Here is a 21,057-nt window from a genome sequence, read left to right on the forward strand (position 1 = left end):
ATCCATTTTATTTCGCTTCCCCAATACGCACCACATCTTTATCGATCCAAAATACACCGCCATGGCCGTTATCGAAAGCATACCAATATGTATCGCCTAGATGGATATACATTTTTAACACTAATTTTTTATTTTTGTACGCGACTGCTGAATCAATCCAAGCCGCGTTTTTCACACCGTATGGTTTCGACCATACACCATGACTCGTATCGTTCGTTGCAACATGATATACCCCGTTCCTTTCAAAGGAATAGGTTGAGATTGACCGTGAATCGAACCAACCAATATCACGACCATCTATGTTTACGTGATACCATTCCGTACGGTCGATTTTCATACTTTTGTCCACATGTGCAAGATTATTTGCATAATTACTCACATTCCCTAGGTTTCTAGCACCCTCTAACCCGTATGGAGTCGACCAAATGGCATGACCATTTCCATTTCCGACAACAACATACATGTCTTTTTCATAAACAGATTGATCCGATAGTGTTTGCGAGTCTACCCAGCCAAGTACGCGGTCCCCTATTTGGATTTTACACCAAGTTGTAGGCCAAATCTTCACTTTTTGCAGTATTTTTACAGGTTTATAGTTATAATCACTTATAGGGGCAACCCACTTTGCATCCTCTTCCCCATAAGGTTTCGTCCATATGCCGTGACTTGTGTTTAGGTTTCCTTTCACTGATGCTACACCAGTGCCGATCGGTTCGTTATATGCATTTTCCTTTGTTGCATTTTTCAGGTCAATCCATCCAATGATCCCTTTTTCATTCTTAATTTGACCCCACTTTGTACCTTGAATGCTTACCGTATTAATGACATCTAGCTTTTCATATGCATATTGGCTAATGGGCGCTACATATTTGCTGTAAGCAAGTCCATAAGGTTTGGTCCAAATCGCATGACGATCTGAGTTTCCTAATTTGGCTGATAAGGCAAAGCCATGATGATTTACCGAGCCATTATCGAATGCTTTATCGTGAATCCAACCGATATGTTTTCCATCTACACGAAATGCATACCACTTTTGACCATTTATCTTTGCTTGTGCTGTGATTGTGATCGTATCAAAAGAGTATACATTTGAACTTGCGACGTATTTTGAGCCGCCGCTTACACCATAAGGCGATGACCATATCCCGTCGTTTGTATCTTGACCGACAATTTTGTCAAATGGATAGCGCAGAGATGCGACTTCTGTTAGGCCGTTATCGAACAATTTACTTTCTACCCAACCTATTTCTTTTCCGTCTATGCTGAATTGATACCATGTTGTATTCTCGACAACCATCTTTTGAGTTAGATGCACGACGATACCTACATATTCACTTGCAGAACCTACAAAGCGAGAACCCTCTACACCTTTTGGTTTCGTCCAAATACTGTCATCCCCACCATTTGTGTATATCAAAATATTTTCTTTGTCTATTCGAGTAGCTGCTGTCTGTTTTGGAGGTACGGGTTTCTCTTTTGTTTCCTTAATCTATTATATTCATAGACAATACTCAAAATAGTAAAGATTTTTTGCTTCTCATACTTATGAGATTTTCGTCCGTTCTTCTGTAGTAAGATCTTTGATATTTCTTGGTTTTTTTATAGGGCTTGATACAAAAGGTAGAAATGATTTTGAATCATTCTACTTGTTTAATATTTTGCTAATGATGGGTTTGAAAAAAATTCCGAGTTTTGTAAATTTATTGCACAAGAACCAAGATTAGTTTAAAATTATGTTATCCGTACTTATGGATAGTCAAAAAAAAGGAGATGATTTTATGGCAGGAGCTATTACAGTCACACCCGAACAACTGAAATCTCAGGCGAGAATTTATCAAACTGCTTCATCACAAATTCATGACGCTATTCAAAAGGTGAATTCTATGAATTCACAAATTTCCCAAGAATGGCAGGGGGAAGCTTTCCGAGCTTACTTGGACCAATACAAACAGCTTGAAGGTAATGTGAAACAAATGGAAAATTTATTACAAAGTATTCATATGCAATTGACCAAATATGCAGATACTGTCGCAGATCGTGATCGTCAGGATGCAAGTTCGTTTGGCTTAAGTTAATTTTTTTAAAAGGGGTCAGTGCAACTCATTGTGCTGACACCTTTTTTAATTTATCTGAAAGGAAGAATTGTATTTTGATAAAAAAATATAAGAGTTATTTTCCATTAATTGTGATTACACTTGGTGGATTATTTCTTATTTTGACTTTCACTTATTTTGGTTTTAAAGATAATAATGTGTACCGGGCTACCAATCAAAAAGTATCCAAGGTTCAATATGTTTTAGTGAATGAAGATAAAGGGGCTGTTTTTGAGGGGAGGAAGTATGAACTCGGTGCAGACTTTGTTACTCTGATTAATCAAGATGCCAAAAATAGTTGGCAGACGGTCAGTAGGAATATTGCTAATGCAGGAATTGAGAATGGTCAATTTGATGCAGAAATTATTATTCCTCAAGATTTCTCCGAACGTCTTTTGTCCCTTCAAAGTATCGCACCAGAACAGGCGACCATTAATTATCGTGTACGTAAAGGGCAAAATGAGATATCCAATCAAGCTGTTCAAACACAAGTAAATGATATTTTGAAAAATTTCAATCAACGAATTGTGCAGATGTATTTCTCAAGTATTGTAGGAAATTTATCAGAAGCCCAACGAAATGTCAATAAAATTGTTGGAGAAGGAACTGATGCTAAGAAATATCTGATGACAAATATTCAAAATCCATTTAAGGAGTTGTCGGGAGGATTTAATAGTTTATCTAATGTTTCGAGTATTCTTGATGAAGATAATAAAGGTTTTCTCTCGGAACAACAAGCATTTGTTTCATCCGTAAAAACTCTAATGGATAGTAATAATAAGAGCTTAGAAGCAGGCAGTACCTCGACAAAAGAAGCTCAAAAATTAGCTAACGAAAATATCGATAAAACAAATAAAAAGTTAAAAGAGTCCTTAAAGCAATTTGAGGATCAATTTAACTTAAAGAAAACGGAATTAGAAACCCTACGGAAATCTGATTTAGCGGAATATAAAGCAAAATATGATGGTTTGAACCAATCAGTGCTTACCGAACTAGGAAACTTTTATACACCGGAAACAGATGAAGGAAAATCAACTGGGGTTTATTCGGAATTCTTGCTAAACGCCATGCTATTTCAAGAAACACAAACTGATCGAATTGCTAAACTAAAAGATGAAATTAATCAATTGCAATCGCAAGTTGAAACTCTTGATAATTTAAGAAAACAGATTGCAGAAACTTATTATGGAGATGCAGAAAAAAATCCGGATAAAGCTTCTGATGAGGATATTAAAAAGGCGATTGTGAAACTAATGGATGATTCGAAAGAAAATAAAGTTAATTTAGATAATCGTTATCGTCAAATAATAGAAGAAAGTCTACCACAAATTCCAGCAGACACTTTAGAAAAACTTTTACAAAAGTTAATTGCTAAGAATATTATAACTGATTCTCAATCTAAAAAATTCCAGGATGAGCTAACTATAGTTCGGCGTTATGCGAAAAATTTTGAAAAAGAAACAGGAAAGGAAGGAAACTTTTCCTATTTAGAAGCTAATTCTGAACATAGCTCTATCATTTCTATAAATAGTAGGGAGGTCACTATATCTATTGATCCAACAAAAGATAATAGAATCTCTTTGGTGACAGACCATACAGAACAAGGAAGTTTAGGGATAAGAAATTTGACGAATCTTTTACCGGTGTTAAAAACAGAATTGGATCAAAAACTCAAATCATATGGGTACATTTCTGAGTGGAGTGAAGTTTCTAATCATGAATTCAGTATTTCATTGAAAGAGAACCCCACAGAAACAGAACCGAAACCAGAAACAGAACCGAAACCAGAAACAGAACCGAAACCAGAAACAGATCCTAATAGGCCAACATCTGAAAAAAAGGATCTTCCGTCGTTACCTTCAAGTTTTAGTCTAACGTTTAAGGCGGATTTAGATTGGACTTTGGATGAAGAAATGAAGAAAAAATCTTTTGTCTCTGTTGATTATTCATGGATTGTTAATGAGAAAACTCAAGTGAATTCCAGTTATGCAGAATATATAGACATGAATAAGAATTTAATATCTGACTTACCTGAGTTATTAAAACAATTTCAAATACTTGATAGCACTGCACAGCAAATTGTTACCTTATTTGGTAATCCGGAAAATTCCATATCTATTGATAGCTATGCAGATATGATTAATAAAACTGAAAATCAAGAGAAGACTCTCGAAGAGTTGGCAAATCCAAACTCTGTTTATCGTATGTATAACAATATCACAGGAGATGCTATTACAGATAAAATTTATAAAGAATTTAAGAATAAAGGAAATCAACTCTATACAAATATTGAAGACCAAATAAAAGATTTACAAGAAATAATTGGATCACCAACGGATGAAAATGGATCAACAACGGGTGAAAATGGATCAACAACGGGTGAAAATGGATTAACAACGGATGAAAATAATAGTGGAAAGAAAAATACATTATATGGAACTTTAAATCTAATGGCTGAGCCTCGGAAGTTTCTGGATGAAGCAGACAAGTTAAATGTTTGGTTTGAGAAAGCCAAGAAGCAGATTGATGAAACGTATCAGTCAGGGAAAGGAAATGAAAAAAATCAAGATGAATCAGTAAACAATGCAGAAAATCTACATCCTGCAGAGAACGATACAATACCAATTCCTACAGAAACAGATAGCTTAATAAAAGAAATGGAAGGTTTAATTCAAAGTTCAAAGAACTCGGCTGATAGTTTAGAAAAATCTGCAGCGAAAGCTCATGATATTTATCCAAAAATTCAGGAGTTAAAAGAAACTACAAGTAATGTTCAAAAAAATGCAGATACTGTTTTGAGTAATTTAAATACTTCAGTCACTAAAATTCAAAAGAATACAAGTGAAAATGAAGAATACGCACAAGGGTTTAGCAAAGTACTTTCTAATACGAAACAAGGTGGAGCAGATAATTATAAAGTATTCAATTTTCTATCAGCCCCACTTGCTACAAAAGGAAGTTTTGAAGCTACTCGCCAAACTTCTATTATTCCTTACTATATGACGCTTGTAGGAGCTGTTCTTTCAGTCATTACCGGCATTTCCTTATGTCGTACTATTCAACGTAGAAAAATTACGGAAGATATGGTTTTTATTACACCTACAAGGGCATGGCTAAATGTTCCTAATGTTATGAGGATAACAGGTGTCAGTCTAATTATCTCACTATTCTTTGCTGGAATAACTACTTTTAGTATTTTGGGAGTGTTTAATATCTCTTGGTTTAGTTACACGTTCCTAAATATTTTAGGTGGAACTCTATTAATAACAGGTTTTTCTCGTCAGTTTAAAAATATAACACTTTATGTTTGTGCTTCATTTTTAGGATTATATCTTATGTTAACACCATTATTAGGAATGAAAACTCGTCCAGGTAGTGTTGTCGATTTATTATATCGGTTTTCACCGCTTCAAAACATAGAAAATGGTTATGCAGCACTAAGCAATAGTATACATATTGGATGGGAAAGTTACTTGTTATTGATAATTATTATGGTTGTAGGAATTGGTACGAATTTCATTGCTTTTCCAGGTGTGAAAAAGTCAGAGGAAGCTAACCAAGAGTAATAGCTTATGTTGTTAGGAGAAAGGATGTACGAATTTGGAAAAAATGATAAAACCAAAATTTTTCGTTTTTTTTCTTCTAATTTCTTTTTGTGTGACAAATCTGTTTCCTAGTTTTAACAGACTAGCTTATGCTGAAGATGGAAGACTAACGATTCATAACAACGTGATTTATGAAAAAGAAAGTGATAAAAATAAAAATTCTGTTACAGGCATAGAAGATTTGTTTTTAAAAGACAAAAACACAAAAAATAAGGAACTTGAGAAAGAAAATATAAAGAGTATTTCAAGTATAAAAGAAACAGTATTTCTTAACGATAATCCTGTAGAAAAGAAACCACAGGATACAATCACCAAGAAGCTGTTTTCTAAAGACTACAAAGCTTCTAATGAAAATGAAGCAACTGTGGAACATGCCAATTATGAACTTCCTAGATGGACCTTCTTGATATTGTTAATTATAGGTGTAACCGGAATGTTAATTTTAGGTTGGTTATTAGGCAAAAGATTTTCAAACTTATTTATACGGAAAAAGGAGTAAACAATGGCAGAAAGAACAATGATTAATATCGAACTTCATGTTAATGAGCAAGTACTTGATTTAACAATACCTAATCAAGTTTCTTCTAATAGATTGAAAGAACTATTGGTTGATTCATTATCTTTAGTAAATATAGAATTGCCCACTCATTTTTCATTGGAAGTAAAAAATAAGCCAATTCATTTAGATGAAAATGTTATATTGGCGAAATATCCATTAGCGGATGGCGATCAATTAGTCGTAAAAGAAATAATAGGGAGTTTGGAGGAACACTAGAGCATGGGTGAAATGAGAAATAGTTTGATAGTTATTAAAGAGGAAACTACATCTACTTTTATGAAAATACACTTAACGGCTGATCAATATTCTTTGTCAGGTGTAAAGCAATTCCAGTTATTTTTAAATAAAGCACCACACTTCTTGACTGGAAAGATAGAAGTGGCGAATGAAGAACAGATCCTTATCACTTATAAAAAAGATGAGTTATCCTTTTCGCTTGAACAATATGTTAAAAAATTAGATGTATTTGATCGCCTTCTTTTAGCACAAAAGGTAAGTTTTTTAAAAGAATATCTTAACCAACCAGTAACGCCATTTATCCATCCTAAAAATATCTTTATTTTTGGGGAAGAGTTGTTTATTGGTCATCGTGGCTTAATGAATACCGTTATTCCGTATCTTTCATCAGAAGAATTATATCTAAAACAATACAAGGCATTACTTCTTTATATTTTAAATCCCAAACTAGATTTTGAGGATCTTATTGATGGGGCCGGTGCAGTCCGGGATCCTCTTTCCGAACAAATTCAAGAATCTTCTTCGTTTGAAGAGATAGACAAGTTACTAATGGAAAAAGTTGCGATTCAAAAGGAAATAAGAAATGCTACAAGCATACTGGTGAAACGTAGAAATTACACTGTTTTTAAGTGGGGAACAATTACTCTTGGTCTTGCAGCAATAGGTCTTTCAATAGGGGTAGGGATGTATTCATTAAATATTGTACCTCAGCAAAAACGAATCATAGGTGCTGAATCAAATTTTATTTCAAATAATTATTCAGGTGTTCTAGATTCTTTAAAGGAAGACAAACCAGAGAATCTTCCTAAAAGCGCACAATATGTGTTAGCAGTGAGCTCGATTCAACTAGATAGCTTGTCTAATGAGCAGAAAGAATCTGTATTAGGGACTATCTCTCAAAAATCAAATGGTAACACATTACTTTATTGGATCTATATAGGAAAAGGAGACTTTGAAAAGGCCTTAAATATTGCTAAAAATATTGGAGATAATCAATATATTCTTCACGCCTATACAAAAATTTATGACATAACAAATGCAGATAACAAGATGAATGGTGCGAAGAAACAAGAATTACTTTCGAAATATAAGAAAGAGATGGAAAAGTACATGAAGTTATTGGAGGGCAAGACGGATGATCAGAAATCTGAACAATAGATTATCTAGTGAAGGTGTACCAATTGATGATCAAATTGTAAATAAAGCCTCTGTACTCTATGATATTTTTTCATTTGGTCATATATTTTCGCGTCACGAACTAACAATGTCAAAGCCATCACTTAAGATTGGTAACCATGAAATTTCTTTTGATGAAACGAATTTGTTCTTGGATCAAGATCCATGGACAGGTGATATGAAGGACGGAATTCTCGCGTTACCTCATGAAAAATTAGAAGTTTTAACGGCTATCAAGCCGAAAACAAATTTTGTGATTTCTTCTTCAAAGGACTCAGGAATCACAATTCCGACTAAGGCTTTTGCCCTGGTCACATTTAATGAAAAGAATGAAACTTACCAATTAAATCTGTTTTCAAATGGGGTATTAGTTTATTTTAACGGAAAGAAAGTAGATCGATTAGAAAAAGTTTTGTCTGTAGGGGATCAACTTGTTATTGATGGTGTGCTTATTGAATTGAGAGAAAAACAATTTAAGTTATGTAAGATAACCAATGAATTTTCACTAAATTCTTGGCAGGTTATTAATGAGCCATTTATTCCAGAATACCCAAAAAATTTCCCTGAATTTAGACGTAGTCCAAGAATTCATTTACGAGAGCCTAAAGAAGAGATATCAATTCGACCTCCAAAGGCTGAGGAAACTGAGGGGAGAAGTGACTTATTGCGTACGATTGTTCCGCCATTGGCAATGGTTGTTTTAAGTGGTGCAACGAGCGTATTAAGTAATGGAAACCCTATTATGATGTTAAGCATGGGGGGAGTGAGTTTACTCACGGCAGGGTTCTCTGTTTCAAGTTATTTTACGAATAAGAAAGAAGTGAAACAAAAGAATCTTAAGCGAAGTGAGTACTATGAAAAGTATCTTATTCAAAAGGAAAAAGAATTGTCGTTGCTCTCTCAAAAGCAATTTGAAGCTTTAACGTATAATTTCCCCGATATGGATTCATTGTCTTTGATGACAAAAGAATACAGTCCGCGAATCTATGAAAAAACTATGACAAATGCTGATTTTTTAAGTATTCGTTTGGGTCATGGAGAGATTCAAAGTAGTTATAAGGTCAGTTATCATTCAACAGAAGAAGATGATGCTTTAGGTAAATTTGCAGAGGAAAAAGTTGTTTGGCCACATCAAACGTTAAAAGATGCACCTATTGCTATCTCGATGTTAAATCAAACGTTAGGACTTGCAGGAACAAAAACAGTACTACGAATAGCTGTACAGACATTATTATTTCAGCTTTCCGTTTTACATTCTTATAGAGATGTAGAATTTGTAGCATTAGTTCCAGAAGAAGATTATCAAGATTGTTGGCATGCATGGCGTTGGTTGCCACATTTTCAAATACGGAGCTTAAATTTACGAGGAATTATTCATAATTCACAGACACGTGACATGGTTTTAAATTCATTCTATCAGTTGTTAACAAAACGTCGACAACAAGTTAAAGAGGCGGGAAATGAGAAAGTAACCTTTGCTCCGCATTATATGTTTACGATTTTAGACGAGAGCTGGCTCTCTGGGCATGGATTAAATGAATTTTTAGCTGAAGATATGAGTCAATACGGTGTTACGGTTATTTGGGGGAAAGACGCGTTAAACATGTTGCCAGAGACAGCAACCACAGTGATTGATTATCAAAGTAACGAATCCGCGGTATTAATTAACAATAATAATGAGTACGTGAATCAACTTTTTGTTCCCAACCATTTACCAAAAAGTTATCCAATTGAGCAAGCAATCCAACGCTTAGCTAATTTGGAACATGTTGAGGTAGAGAAAAATGCGATTCCAGAATCGATTGACTTTCTAGAATTATATGATGTGAAAAATGTTGGAGAGTTACATATTGGTGCTCGTTGGGGAAAAGCAGACACTTCAAAGTCATTAGCTGTTCCTTTGGGTGTTCGAGGAAAAGATGACATTGTTTATTTGAATTTACACGAACGAGCACATGGTCCACATGGACTCGTGGCAGGTACAACAGGATCTGGTAAATCGGAAATTGTCCAAAGCTATATTTTATCTTTAGCAGTAAATTTTGCACCAGAAGACGTTGGATTTTTACCGATTGATTTTAAGGGTGGGGGTATGGCGAATTTATTTAAGAATTTACCACATCTTTTAGGATCGATTACAAACTTAGACGGTGCAAGTTCTGCAAGAGCATTACAAAGTATTCGAGCAGAATTGCAAAAGAGACAACGGAAATTTGGTGAATTTGGTGTTAATCATATTAATGGATATACCAAGTTGTACAAACAGGGAAAAGAAATTACTGATCCTGTAGAAAAGAAAAAATATCCATCAGAACCATTGCCGCACCTTTTCTTAATCAGTGATGAATTTGCAGAATTAAAAGCAAATGAACCAGACTTTATGGCTGAGCTAGTATCAACTGCACGTATTGGCCGTTCGTTAGGAGTTCATTTGATTTTGGCTACTCAAAAGCCAAGTGGAGTAGTGGACGACCAGATTTGGTCAAACTCACGATTCAAATTAGCATTAAAAGTAGCTGATCCAAGTGATTCCAATGAAATTATTAAAACACCTGATGCAGCAACAATTACTCAACCAGGACGAGCGTATTTACAGGTCGGAAACAATGAAATTTATGAACTGTTTCAATCTGCATGGAGCGGAGCGCATTATAATCCAGATGCACAATATGAAGAAAAAGTAGATGAAAGAATTTGGCTAATTAATCAATTGGGCCAGCACGAATTGTTAACTACAGATTTATCTCAAGATGATGAAGTGTCCATGAAAAAGGAAGAAAAACAAACACAATTGGACGCGATTGTAGAAGCTATTGTGATTCATGCTGAAAAAACAAATGCAGTTCTTCCAGAAAAACCTTGGTTACCTCCATTAAAAACAGAAATTGATAGTCCTAAGATTAATGTAGTAACTTCAGGGGATTCGAAAAGAAATCTTTCAGTTCCATTTGGTTTGATGGATATTCCATCAAGACAAGAACAAATTGACTTTTTACTTAATTTAGAAGAGTTGAGTCACCTTGCAATCTATGGATCTCCAGGCTTTGGGAAATCCACTGCATTACAAACTCTTGTAATGAATTTATCAAGACTTAACAATCCTGAACAGGTTCAGTTTAACTTATTTGATTTTGGTACGAATGGTTTACTTCCAATAAAAGATTTACCGCATGTAGTGGATATTGTTCGGTTAGAGGAAGAAGAAAAACTGATGAAGTTCCTCAAACGAATTCGCCAAGAAATCCAAAGTCGAAAAGACGCATTTACAGAGTATGGTGTCGCAAGTCTGTCTCAATATGAAGAGAAATCAGGAAAGCAGTTGCCAGTGATTATTACCATTGTTGATGGTTTTGACTCAATTAAGGAGAGTCCTTTAGAGGAAGCGATAGAATCTGTGTTAAATCAGCTTTTACGAGAAGGAGCAAGTTTGGGAATCTATGCAGTTATGACGGTTCTTCGTACGAACAGCTTCAGAATGAGTATGGCGAGTAATATTCCATCGCATATTGGACTATTCCTTGTAGAAGAAGGTGCAATTCGAGATATTATAGGACGTGATGCTCTGATTCCGCAAGAAATTGTTGGACGAGCGCAAATCAAACTAGACGAGCCACATGAAGTTCAAATTTATTTACCAACTCATGGAAAAAATGATATTGATCGATTGAATAATTTAGAGCAAGAGATTACACAGATGAATCAGCAATGGAAGGGCACACGTCCTACCAAGATTCCGATGTTATCTAAAACGATCTCTATGCATGATTTTTATGCAAATCCACAGGTACAAAAGATGTTAGATCATCTACAACTACCACTTGCTCTAAGTAAAGAAACCACAAATGTCGTTGGTTTTGTACCAGAAGAACATGGTTATTTTGTAATTGGAGACGATACGCCACAGCAAACGGAATATATTGAGCGTATAATCGTTCAAAACTTCAAACATTTTGAAGGGAAAGCACAAAGAATTGTGTTTAATGGGAGCGAACGATTTGGCAGATTTAAAGAAAGCTTCGATGTGATTGTGTCAGACATAGAGTACAGTACCTTTGTTAATGATCTAATGAGTGAGATAGAAGAAAGAGAGACACAAAGTGAAAATCAACCGATGTTTGTGTATATTCCAGATGCGCAAATATTTGGCGATAAAACATTTATTTCGGATGAAATATTCAATAAATATTTGAAAAATGGTCCTAAAGTAGGGGTTTATTTCATTTTCCAAGGCAATCAAAAACAAATTGAGAACAGTTATGATGAATTTAATAAACGATTACGGGCAAACATTCCAGCGGGGATGATTGGAACACGTTTAGTGGATCAAGGATTTATAAATGTGAAATCTAATTATAGTGAACCAACAGTTGAATTAGATGAGTCGCATTTCTTTGTTGGACGAAATGCAGGACGAGTGAAATTAGTTAGTGAGTAGATCAATTTATCGTAACTACTCAGTTATCCTGTGAAAAAAGACTAAAAAGCATCTTTTTTAAATGGACAAGAGGGACTGGCTGTGTTTAGGAGCGGTCAGGGCCCTTTCCTGCCACGTGCAATGTTTTAAAACAAAGAAATGAAGCAAGGTGCTTTGCCCTTTTTATCTTCGTGGCAGCAATTATAGGTAATAGCGGGTCATACACCTTACCAAACTTCTAAATGAAATGTATGGCTTAGTAGTTATAAACAAAAAAGATAGTCTTGATAGAGAAATAGATTTTGAGGAGGGAAAACATTATGTCTCAAGAGGAAGATAAAGCCAAAGAAGCTGCACGAATAGCAGATATCCATGCAAGTGTTGATCGATTTAAGGCAACTTATGATAGTAAAATGGCTAGCCACAGGGCAAATGCCCAAAAGTTAGAGCGCTTAAAAGCCGCAAAGAGATCTTTACAGGGAGAACTTCATCATTTTGATTCTTATAAGAAAGAGTTTACCAATTTAAGCACGAGTCTAACAACAAGCCAGTTCAAAGGAGCACGTCGTAATAAATTCGATACAAAATTAAATGAAATTAAGGAAGCACTTGATGCAGATAAAGAGAAGCACAATGAAAATCTAAACGCGATGAATAGGAAAATCACTCTATTAGAAATGGATCAGTCTATAATAGGTGACGCTATTGCGAGCATTTCAGCAAGTATTAGCGGTTTGCGAGCTATGTTGTAGAAAAAGGGTAACTACTCAGTCACTGTATGAAAAAAAGATTGAAAAGCACCTTTTTTAAATGGTTGAGAGGAACTGGCCGTGTATGGAAGCGGTCAGGGCCTATTCCTGCCACGTGCAACGCTTTAAAATAAATAAAGGTAGCAAGGTGCATTACCATTTGTCTCTTCATGGCAGCAATCTATGCGCTGAAAAATGAAAATAACTTTCTATAGATAATAAGTGGTGTATGGCTGAGTAGTGACGAAAAAGGAGAAAATACCAATGGGGAAAATAGGTATAGATCAAGAGAGATTTAAAGGAGCAGTCACAAAAGCAGAGGGCAAAGTTGGTGGGATAGATAAAGTTCCCTCACCGAACATTACCAAGAATAATCTATCTCGGTTCACAAGTTTTCACAATTTAGTAGAGAAAGCCGGAACGACTTTAGAACAATTTAAAGAAGTATCTTCTGCTGACACAGGCAAAATGAAAAACGTCGCAGACAAAATTGCCGATGAAGATGCAAAAATGGCGAATGTAATCAAACAAAATACAGCGAGGTTCGAATAATATGGCCGAATATAACAAACGAGAACTTTTAGAGGTTGTTTTACAAAATGACAAAATATTAGATTTAGAGATTACTGACGAACTATTACAAATGGGTAACTTGCTGGGGAATCAGCCTTCCCTTTTTCGTGAAGTTTACAAGGCGTTTCGAAATCAAGAAGATGTCTTTGAAAACAAACCAAAAATTGGTGCAAAATTCTTAGTAGCGTTTGATTATCCGAATGAGACAATTCGTTTTGAACGATTAGAAACGCAATTAGACATTCCATTTTCTCAATTTTTACGTTTGATGGGTTTGATTGATGCGTGTTATAGCGAAATTTTGCCGCTAGGTACCGTTGTGGAATTGGACATAGACATGATGCCAGAGGTAATTCAAAATATGTTCAAGAATAGTGAACTCGGAGGACTCGTAATTTTAACAGGGCGCAAAGTACCGTTAAGAGAGGGATTTAACGATTATGTGGTAGATTATCTCGGTTACTTGTGGCCATTTGGTGAAATGAGCAACACACCAGCGATTTATGTGTCCAATATGATGATTAAGCGAGTTGTTTCACATGGGATGACGAATGAATGGGAAGAACAATTTGCTTTTACTTTCTTACGAAGTATGCAAGTAGCAAATGGCAAGTTATCCAGTGCCTTTTTACCACTAGATAAAGCACTTGCTTTCTATGAAGCTGTCCATACTTCATTAGAAAGAGAGGCGGATTAAGTGGGCTTTCAAGTAGATTTAAAGGAATTCAAGGAAGTACTGGAAAAACTCCAAAACGACACCAGTAAAACCAATGAACAACTTGAACAAGCCAAAAACGCATTGAATGGGATTATCCAGGCCGATGCCATGCAGGGGGCAACAGGAGAAGCGATTGTCAACGACATCAATAATAACCAAAATGCAGTTGTGACTGGGTTGAAAGTTACCAATGAATTTCTCATTGCAGAAATGGTGACAACTTTACAGGATTTTCAGTCAACAACGGGAGAAACTGATGAGAATGCGGTTATTCTGGAAGATGCATTACTGCAAACACAAAACAAACTTTCCAATCTTCAACCCAAGAAACATGAACTTGATAGTCGCATCTCTAATATTTACAACAGCGTGAACGATTTGGTTTCACTAAGTATGCCGAACAGCCAATTTGATGAAAAATTGGTTGCAGCCAGCAAAGAACTAGAGGATACGATTCAAAAAGTACAGCAATTTGAAAGCAAAAAAGAAAAAAGCAATGCGGAAAACTTTCTCGATGCCCTAAACAAACAAGTTCAAATAGCAAGGGAAATGGGGAGCTTATCTTATACTGATCCGCAACTTCAAGCCTTCTTTGCGCAAGATGCATTGGCAAAAGGCATTCATGAAATGGATACACAAATCACGAAGGCGGAAAAAGAAGCGAAACTTGAAGCTGAAAGAGAAATGAAGAAAAAGCAAGAGGAATGGGCGGAAAATCATCCATTGGAGGCTTGGCTTCAAGACCTTTCCAAGAGTGCCGGTGAGAAATGGGATGTATTGAGAAAGGGTACAAAATGGGTAGGGGACAACATTCCTTTACTGAAAGACCTTTCTGATAAAGCTTTGGTGTTAGAAGGTTTTATAGGTGCGGCAGGTTCGGCTATTAGTGGGATAGCGATAGGTGCAACGAAATTAGGTTTCCTAATCGCAGAGCTTGGTGAGTGGGGCTTTAATTCGATCCGCGGCGTAGAAACAGAACAATGGAAACTGGACGATATTTACGGAGCAGGTAATACGATAAAAAGTCTTGGACAAGCCATCATCAGCTGGCAGGATTATCCTAAGTATGGTATGACACTACTTAACTCCGTAAAAGGTTATGTAGAAAAAGCATTGACCGATCCTTATGCTCTTGGCGGCGCGATATTTGATATTGGTAGTTGTTTTGTCGGCGTCGGTGAAGTAACCGCCGCAGTGAAAGGAACGGCTGCATTCGGAAAATTCGCAGAGGGTACAAAAGTCTTTCAAGCAGCCGCGAAAAGCGGTAAAATAGTTGGTAAGTTGGAAGAAATAACGGCATTAATGAATAAGTTGCCGAAGAGTGCCTTGGAGAAGATTAAAAATATTGAGATCCCGAGTTTCGGTCCTAGACCTGCGTATGCTGGCATTGGGAATGGAGGAGGCGGAGGATTAGACGCTCTGAAAGATGCTTATCAGTTGATGAAGGAGACTGGGGAGAAGGTTTTTGGTACGGGTAAAGGTGGATCTGGCAGTAACATTACAGACAATATCTTAAAAGAAATTAAAAAGTTAGATAAAGAAATAAAAAGATTGAAAAAAGAGGAAAATGACAAAGAAGTCAAAAGATTAACGAAAGCAAGAAATAAATTGGCCAACAAGTTGGATACGAAAGATATTATTACTGATCGTTATGACTTGGGGGTTGCAAAGGAGCATGAAAGAAAAATCGATAATTCTAAATATTTTTCTCATGATAAAGGTGATTTTGGGGAAGAAGTGACAAAAATCTTAGCTAAACAAAATAATTTAGGTAAAGACGTTTCCGATCTGTTCCAAGTGGGGAGAAACGGCATAGATGCAGCGTTCCTATCGGAAGGGCCGCCGCCAAAGTTAACGATTATTGAATCGAAGGCATCAGATTCCGCTAGTTTTAGTTACTCGGATAAACAGAAAAAGGGCGGAGATCCGTACTTCCAAGGCATGGTTAACAGCGATGATCCTAGGTATGCCAGTTTTAGTGTTCACTTAGAGGGACTGATGAAGGAACGTCCTGATCTACAATTCGATTTTATTAGAGTTGAAACAGATATCAAGATCACTGATATTGGATTCGGCGTTGATGAGTTACAGGTAAAGGACTGGAATAAGGAAATAGATTAATTCATAGGGAGGATACAATGATAAACCAAAAAAAGTTAGAAATGGCTTTTAAAAGATATAGCAAAAATTTTGTGGATGGAATCAAATTTGAAGATGTGAAAGATAAATATAATGTTAGTAGAAGGGAGATTGAGGAAATCGTTGAGCAAAATGAAACAGAGAAAGATCACATACTATTAATAAATCTAAGAAGAATTTTCTCATATCACTTGTCACTATGGAAAAATGATGTATTGATCAGCGGTGGAAACAATGTAGAAGGATTAAAGAACATGCAGAAGGTCTTATTTTACCAGTGCATGGGACAGGATCTCTATACAATCAGGTATCCAAGGATGATCTTGGGATATACGTTTAGAGAAGTCGTCCTCACATTAGTTCATTTTACAATGTATGGATGGGAGAAAGAAGAAAATATATTATATGATTTTATGACTCATCACTTTGGTGGACATTTAATAGATGCCAATGAAGAGGATAGACATATTTGGTTTTTGCTAGAGCTGTACTTGCAGTATAGAAATAAAACCATCATGGGAACGAATGAAAAATTGCATCTAGCTGTGAAAAATAAGTTTAAGGAAGCTGAACTGCGATGCGGCTCAATCCCTGAAGACCTGAACATTTATGATGAAGTGCTGGGACGTTGGTCGACTGGTGATTTAGAAGAAATAGAACATCTAATTTCGATAATGTCACAGTATCATTCTGCATTAGCTTCTGAAATCGGACAGTTCGGTGAATTTGGTGATTTCAGATACGGATTTTATCCTTTTGAAATTTTATTCTTGATCCATGTAAGGAAACAACTAGGGTTGCCAGTACCTACTCAATTCGATAATTTTCTGATGAATACTCCAGAAGCGAAAATGGTATTTGGAGAACGTGAGCCATACCCTGAATGGGATCCCGTGCTTCAGATGATCGATCAATTTTATCGTAAAAACTACCCAGAATATATTCCTAACAAGCATGGAGAATTATTTCAATAAAAGGGAGGAAGCTAATATGCCGGATAAAGGGATAGCACAGATTATATTTCCTGATAGCAAGGATTTGGAAACGTTTTTGAAAGAGCAAGGAAGTTATGACTTACATGAAGACCTATTAAAATATGGATTAACGACGAAACAGTTTTTATACGTTGACTATAAAGGTGAGGAATACCAAGAAATTGTCAATTTTATTCTTGATTACGAATTTGCCCACCAAATTGAATTAGCAACACAAGAAGAACTCGAGAAATTAGAAGCATTTCATTATGAATTTTTACCTGAAAAGATCAAGGAGGTCAACAAAATACTGTCACCAAAGGGGTATGGACTATTTGCATATCCAAATTCGGGTGACTTCTTCGCACTATTCATTGGAAAAATAGAGAATATAACAAAATTGCTGCAAGAAGAAGTGCTGCACGATGATACAATCCCTTTTCAAGAAAGGTGTATCAAGTATTATAGATAGATCTAAGATTGTACGTCTTCAGCCTTGACTCCGGTCAAGGTGTTAATATGCAAGATTGCATAGCCATCTAGAATGTGCTATTTTTGGCCGTGTACGATTGTAATAACACCATGTGTTACGGTGATCGTTCATGTTCTTGCAAATTTAATGCTACTTAAAAACAGATGAAATTATAGCACTTGTTGTCTACAATAGGCGACGGGTGCTTTTTTGTTTAAGCATGAAAAGTGAAACGAGCGTTATAATTTTATAAGTGCACTAAGGGTACGGGTAAAGAAAGTAAGATTGATATTGGTAAAACTGATATAGATGCACTAAGGAAAAAATGGAATGTTCCAGAAACTGAAACAGTGGCAGTTGGAAAAACTGATGTAAAAGGATTAGAAGATTTGAATTTTGAAGGAGGATCGCCGAAAGTACGAAAAGAAGCTGGATTACCTGATTTAGATGAAGTAATGCCTGACAGGAATATTAAAGCTCCAGGGACTAACCCATTGTTCACTAGGCATGCAGAGGAAGGGGTTCTGAATGAATTTGATTCAGCAGTAATAAAGGCAGGTATAAAACCAGAAGATGTAACAGGAACATTAAAACTTCATCAATCGAATCCTTCAGGTGTATGTAGAAAGTGTTATCAAGGATTAGCGAACGATAAAGTTCCGCCTGGTGTGTTAAAGCAATTAAGTTTAAAATATCCTAATCTAAAAATCGAAGTAACATCGGAAACCGATGAAAGCATTAAAGTAACTGGTAGGCTTAATCTAATGATTAAAAATGGAAAGTATATTGATTAGTTGGAGGTTAATTATGGTTAATACTAACTTTAGTAGTTTAACAGAAGATGGTAAAGTAATATTTTTTCTTGGACTTTCAGAAAAAGTTTTGTCGGTATTTTCTCAAAAGGAAGATCAAATTTTAGCCCAGGAAGTTATATTTAAATGTTGGGAATGGCTAAAAGGTAAAGAAAATATAGGGGATATTCTTTATGAATTATTAGATAATGAGGAAAATGGTATAACAATAATTCAAGAGATGTCAGATAATGAAATAGATGTCATAGCTTGGAACTGTGTTATTGATGCAGTTGCTTATACTAGTAGAAAAGCATTTGAAAGAGAAGGTGTCAAATATTATCCAGAACCAATTGCTTTAGTTGATGATACATTAGTAGACCATTTTATGGATTGTTTCGCGGAATGTATAGAGAATTCAGATAGTTATATTCGGAGAATAAATTTTTTATTGGATGATTATAAGAATGGGAATATTGCGAGTGATTTGCGGACAGAAGTTTTAAGGGAATTACAAATACAAAATTAACTATTACTCTATTATTTTATGAATTTTTTTTGATTAGAGTTATCAAATTAGAAAAGGATGTTTGCAGTTTAGAGTTGCAAGAATTCCTATTATGCATAGAAAAAGCACTTGATTTCCTTTTAGGTAACAAGTGCTTTTGTTTTCTTATAAAGTATTTATGTCTGAACGATTAAAAATGCTTACTTGAAATTCAAAATTCATGATGGTTGTACCATCAAGACATATTGTTTTAATACAGGTTTTGTGAGAAAAGTATGATAAATAGGCGAGATGACATTTTACTGGTTCACGAATATAAACACATGGAATGGATATAAAACTAACGAACTCGTACAAACTCGTAAATTTTAACGTAGTAGTTGTTACCACATATAAAAGGTGTCATACTGTTACTACAAAACTTACAAATTTATGCTGCTTAAAAACAGATGAACTTAAAGCACTTGATTGTCGACTAAAGGCAATTAAGCGCTTTTTTAATAGGTAAGCATGCTATAAATTAGGGCTAACACAAATTACTAGTATTATATAATTGAAAATACATTAGTAAAAGGTGTGGACGAAACAACCGCCTTCATTAGAGGTGAAGAAGTATTACTTGATGGAAGCGTACGTAGAGACGGTGGAACGAACTTCAGTGAAAGCGTAAAAGAATCCCATGATGCCTCAAAGGCGAGTATTCAGAGTAGGATCTCGAATTTGGAGAGTGGTGGGGTTAAGGGTACGGGTAAGGACTTAGATAATGTACCAATAATTAGTGAAATTGAGGTAAACTTTAACTATAAAACTAAATTTGATTCAAAGGAATTTGCAAGATAGTTAAAAGACCAAGAAAAGGGTATGAAAGAACTAACTGTATATGAGTACCAACAAAATCGAAAGAGATTTATTAGGGAAGGTAGAGCAATAGAGAGTAATGCAGTTCAACAAGCTGCTAGGGAAGAAGTTTATGTACAAAAGATAAATGAACTACAAAGAGAAGGACTAACTTTATCTCAGGCTAAGAAAGCAGCCAAGGAATGGTTAGATACTCAAGCTGCACTGCATAATCCTGACCAGCTAGCGGGTGGAAAAGCAGAGGTAATTGGGGTAAGCATTTTGAAAATGGGCGTAGCGTTGTAAATCCGGATTTTTCTGACGGTACCCCTAAATTAAATGATGTTAAAACAATGCAACTCGTGCCAATAATCATAAATGCTGAATTTGGACATCTGGGTGGTGTAGGAGAGATAAACGCAAGAGCGTTTGAACCCGGAGGATTTGCTAATAGACATAAGGAGGATCTTGTAAATTGATTTTAAATGATTCGGTTTTCGGTGAACTTGAATATGAGTATGGTTGGGTTAAGGATACTACAATTCGTTTTTGGGGAAAAGAAACTGAGATAACTTTAATGATAGATGGGGAAGAGGACGGCAATTTTGATGAGGAACAATATGTAGCATATACTTCACTTATGCAAAATTGGGAACACTTACAACAGAACTTTTTACCAGCAATATTAGACTATTACAAACAAAGAAGGCATAAATTAGGTTATGATATTGGAGTAAATGAAAATTATCCATTAGTTGAAACAACGGATCAAATATTAAAAATGATAGATTTAGACGGGATTGTTGTTCCTTATGGGGATATGTGTGAAGGTAGAGACATTAGATTTACACTTAATTGTACATGGGATACAGAGAATGGGCTAGGAATTCGTATGCTAAATGAGATAATAACTGAAGTGGGTTACCAGGATATTGCGATTTAAGTGTAACTATTAATCAATAATAAACATAGATTTGAATTTATCGGTATAGTAAACTAACGAATGCACACAAGCTTGTGCGTTTTAAAGGTATTACTTGTCACGAGACACAAAAGGGTCATACTATGTTTACGATACAATGAAACTTACAAACTTAGAACGAACATAGACACTTGGAAAACAAACGAACTTAAAGCACTTGATTGTCACTTATGGCAACGAGTGCTTTTTGCGTTGTAGCATGAAAAGCGAAACGAGCGTTATGATTTTAT

16 protein-coding genes and 4 pseudogenes are annotated in these 21,057 nt (G+C 35.5%); 18 read left to right on the plus strand and 2 right to left on the minus strand.

Features of this window, described 5'->3' with window-relative positions:
• Nucleotides 1–7: 7 nt before the first annotated feature.
• The gene (locus AB1280_RS21070) at nucleotides 8–1,417 is read right to left on the minus strand and encodes a GW domain-containing glycosaminoglycan-binding protein (protein WP_429756875.1); all 1,410 of its coding nucleotides are present in this window, start codon (nucleotides 1,415–1,417) and stop codon (nucleotides 8–10) included.
• Nucleotides 1,418–1,431: 14 nt separating this feature from the next.
• Nucleotides 1,432–1,641: pseudogene (locus tag AB1280_RS21075) on the minus strand (hypothetical protein); the annotation flags it as partial.
• A 137-nt stretch (nucleotides 1,642–1,778) separates the two neighbouring features.
• Here AB1280_RS21075 and AB1280_RS21080 point away from each other — a divergent pair.
• The 18 genes and pseudogenes from AB1280_RS21080 to AB1280_RS21165 all read left to right on the plus strand — a co-directional run bounded on the left by AB1280_RS21080 (nucleotide 1,779) and on the right by AB1280_RS21165 (nucleotide 20,788).
• Nucleotides 1,779–2,075, plus strand: a complete 297-nt coding sequence (locus AB1280_RS21080) for a WXG100 family type VII secretion target (RefSeq protein WP_429756876.1) — start codon at nucleotides 1,779–1,781, stop codon at nucleotides 2,073–2,075.
• Between the two features lie 74 nt (nucleotides 2,076–2,149).
• Nucleotides 2,150–5,659 carry a type VII secretion protein EsaA gene (esaA, locus tag AB1280_RS21085; protein ID WP_429756877.1) on the plus strand — a complete coding sequence of 1,170 codons (3,510 nt, stop codon included), beginning with the start codon at nucleotides 2,150–2,152 and terminating at the stop codon, nucleotides 5,657–5,659.
• Nucleotides 5,660–5,702: 43 nt separating this feature from the next.
• Nucleotides 5,703–6,197 carry a type VII secretion protein EssA gene (locus tag AB1280_RS21090; RefSeq protein ID WP_429757384.1) on the plus strand — a complete coding sequence of 165 codons (495 nt, stop codon included), beginning with the start codon at nucleotides 5,703–5,705 and terminating at the stop codon, nucleotides 6,195–6,197.
• Nucleotides 6,198–6,200: 3 nt separating this feature from the next.
• Entirely contained in the window at nucleotides 6,201–6,473 is a 273-nt protein-coding gene (locus AB1280_RS21095) for an EsaB/YukD family protein (RefSeq protein ID WP_429756878.1), read from the plus strand.
• A 3-nt stretch (nucleotides 6,474–6,476) separates the two neighbouring features.
• A complete protein-coding gene (gene essB / locus AB1280_RS21100; RefSeq protein ID WP_429756879.1) occupies nucleotides 6,477–7,652 on the plus strand; it encodes a type VII secretion protein EssB in 1,176 nt (391 codons plus the stop codon).
• The gene (gene essC / locus AB1280_RS21105; protein ID WP_429756880.1) at nucleotides 7,630–12,105 is read left to right on the plus strand and encodes a type VII secretion protein EssC; all 4,476 of its coding nucleotides are present in this window, start codon (nucleotides 7,630–7,632) and stop codon (nucleotides 12,103–12,105) included. The genes essB and essC overlap by 23 nt, the downstream gene beginning before the upstream one ends.
• A gap of 299 nt (nucleotides 12,106–12,404) precedes the next feature.
• On the plus strand, nucleotides 12,405–12,836 hold the full coding sequence (locus AB1280_RS21110) for a DUF5082 domain-containing protein (protein WP_429756881.1): 432 nt from the start codon (nucleotides 12,405–12,407) through the stop codon (nucleotides 12,834–12,836).
• A gap of 261 nt (nucleotides 12,837–13,097) precedes the next feature.
• Nucleotides 13,098–13,385 (plus strand): TIGR04197 family type VII secretion effector, encoded by a 288-nt coding sequence (locus AB1280_RS21115; RefSeq protein ID WP_429756882.1) that lies wholly within the window; start codon nucleotides 13,098–13,100, stop codon nucleotides 13,383–13,385.
• A 1-nt stretch (nucleotide 13,386) separates the two neighbouring features.
• On the plus strand, nucleotides 13,387–14,103 hold the full coding sequence (locus AB1280_RS21120; RefSeq protein WP_429756883.1) for a DUF4176 domain-containing protein: 717 nt from the start codon (nucleotides 13,387–13,389) through the stop codon (nucleotides 14,101–14,103).
• Nucleotides 14,104–16,245, plus strand: a complete 2,142-nt coding sequence (locus AB1280_RS21125) for a T7SS effector LXG polymorphic toxin (RefSeq protein ID WP_429756884.1) — start codon at nucleotides 14,104–14,106, stop codon at nucleotides 16,243–16,245.
• A 17-nt stretch (nucleotides 16,246–16,262) separates the two neighbouring features.
• Nucleotides 16,263–17,237 carry a hypothetical protein gene (locus tag AB1280_RS21130; RefSeq protein ID WP_429756885.1) on the plus strand — a complete coding sequence of 325 codons (975 nt, stop codon included), beginning with the start codon at nucleotides 16,263–16,265 and terminating at the stop codon, nucleotides 17,235–17,237.
• Between the two features lie 16 nt (nucleotides 17,238–17,253).
• The gene (locus AB1280_RS21135; RefSeq protein ID WP_429756886.1) at nucleotides 17,254–17,709 is read left to right on the plus strand and encodes a hypothetical protein; all 456 of its coding nucleotides are present in this window, start codon (nucleotides 17,254–17,256) and stop codon (nucleotides 17,707–17,709) included.
• A 350-nt stretch (nucleotides 17,710–18,059) separates the two neighbouring features.
• Nucleotides 18,060–18,503: a hypothetical protein gene (locus tag AB1280_RS21140; RefSeq protein WP_429756887.1), complete on the plus strand. Its 444-nt coding sequence runs from the start codon at nucleotides 18,060–18,062 to the stop codon at nucleotides 18,501–18,503.
• A 13-nt stretch (nucleotides 18,504–18,516) separates the two neighbouring features.
• The gene (locus tag AB1280_RS21145) at nucleotides 18,517–19,029 is read left to right on the plus strand and encodes an Imm6 family immunity protein (protein WP_429756888.1); all 513 of its coding nucleotides are present in this window, start codon (nucleotides 18,517–18,519) and stop codon (nucleotides 19,027–19,029) included.
• Between the two features lie 555 nt (nucleotides 19,030–19,584).
• Nucleotides 19,585–19,773 (plus strand): annotated as a pseudogene (locus AB1280_RS21150) (DNA/RNA non-specific endonuclease); the annotation flags it as partial.
• A gap of 87 nt (nucleotides 19,774–19,860) precedes the next feature.
• Nucleotides 19,861–20,151: pseudogene (locus tag AB1280_RS21155) on the plus strand (polymorphic toxin type 15 domain-containing protein); the annotation flags it as partial.
• Nucleotides 20,152–20,192: 41 nt separating this feature from the next.
• Nucleotides 20,193–20,324: pseudogene (locus AB1280_RS21160) on the plus strand (HNH endonuclease); the annotation flags it as partial.
• Nucleotides 20,321–20,788 (plus strand): DUF6985 domain-containing protein, encoded by a 468-nt coding sequence (locus AB1280_RS21165; protein WP_429756889.1) that lies wholly within the window; start codon nucleotides 20,321–20,323, stop codon nucleotides 20,786–20,788. The pseudogene AB1280_RS21160 and the gene AB1280_RS21165, both read left to right, overlap by 4 nt.
• Nucleotides 20,789–21,057: the final 269 nt, after the last annotated feature.

Origin of the sequence: Bacillus sp. S10(2024), from assembly GCF_050473865.1 — a bacterium.
GTDB lineage: Bacteria > Bacillota > Bacilli > Bacillales > Bacillaceae_G > Bacillus_A.

What these genes read in the sequence shown, in the direction of transcription:
- AB1280_RS21145 (WP_429756888.1), top strand. Translation starts at nt 18,517, where the DNA reads ATGGTTAATACTAACTTTAGTAGTTTAACAGAAGATGGTAAAGTAATA.
- AB1280_RS21115 (WP_429756882.1), top strand. Translation starts at nt 13,098, where the DNA reads ATGGGGAAAATAGGTATAGATCAAGAGAGATTTAAAGGAGCAGTCACA.
- essB (WP_429756879.1), top strand. Translation starts at nt 6,477, where the DNA reads ATGGGTGAAATGAGAAATAGTTTGATAGTTATTAAAGAGGAAACTACA.
- AB1280_RS21095 (WP_429756878.1), top strand. Translation starts at nt 6,201, where the DNA reads ATGGCAGAAAGAACAATGATTAATATCGAACTTCATGTTAATGAGCAA.
- AB1280_RS21090 (WP_429757384.1), top strand. Translation starts at nt 5,703, where the DNA reads ATGATAAAACCAAAATTTTTCGTTTTTTTTCTTCTAATTTCTTTTTGT.
- AB1280_RS21120 (WP_429756883.1), top strand. Translation starts at nt 13,387, where the DNA reads ATGGCCGAATATAACAAACGAGAACTTTTAGAGGTTGTTTTACAAAAT.
- AB1280_RS21080 (WP_429756876.1), top strand. Translation starts at nt 1,779, where the DNA reads ATGGCAGGAGCTATTACAGTCACACCCGAACAACTGAAATCTCAGGCG.
- essC (WP_429756880.1), top strand. Translation starts at nt 7,630, where the DNA reads ATGATCAGAAATCTGAACAATAGATTATCTAGTGAAGGTGTACCAATT.
- AB1280_RS21110 (WP_429756881.1), top strand. Translation starts at nt 12,405, where the DNA reads ATGTCTCAAGAGGAAGATAAAGCCAAAGAAGCTGCACGAATAGCAGAT.
- AB1280_RS21130 (WP_429756885.1), top strand. Translation starts at nt 16,263, where the DNA reads ATGATAAACCAAAAAAAGTTAGAAATGGCTTTTAAAAGATATAGCAAA.
- AB1280_RS21135 (WP_429756886.1), top strand. Translation starts at nt 17,254, where the DNA reads ATGCCGGATAAAGGGATAGCACAGATTATATTTCCTGATAGCAAGGAT.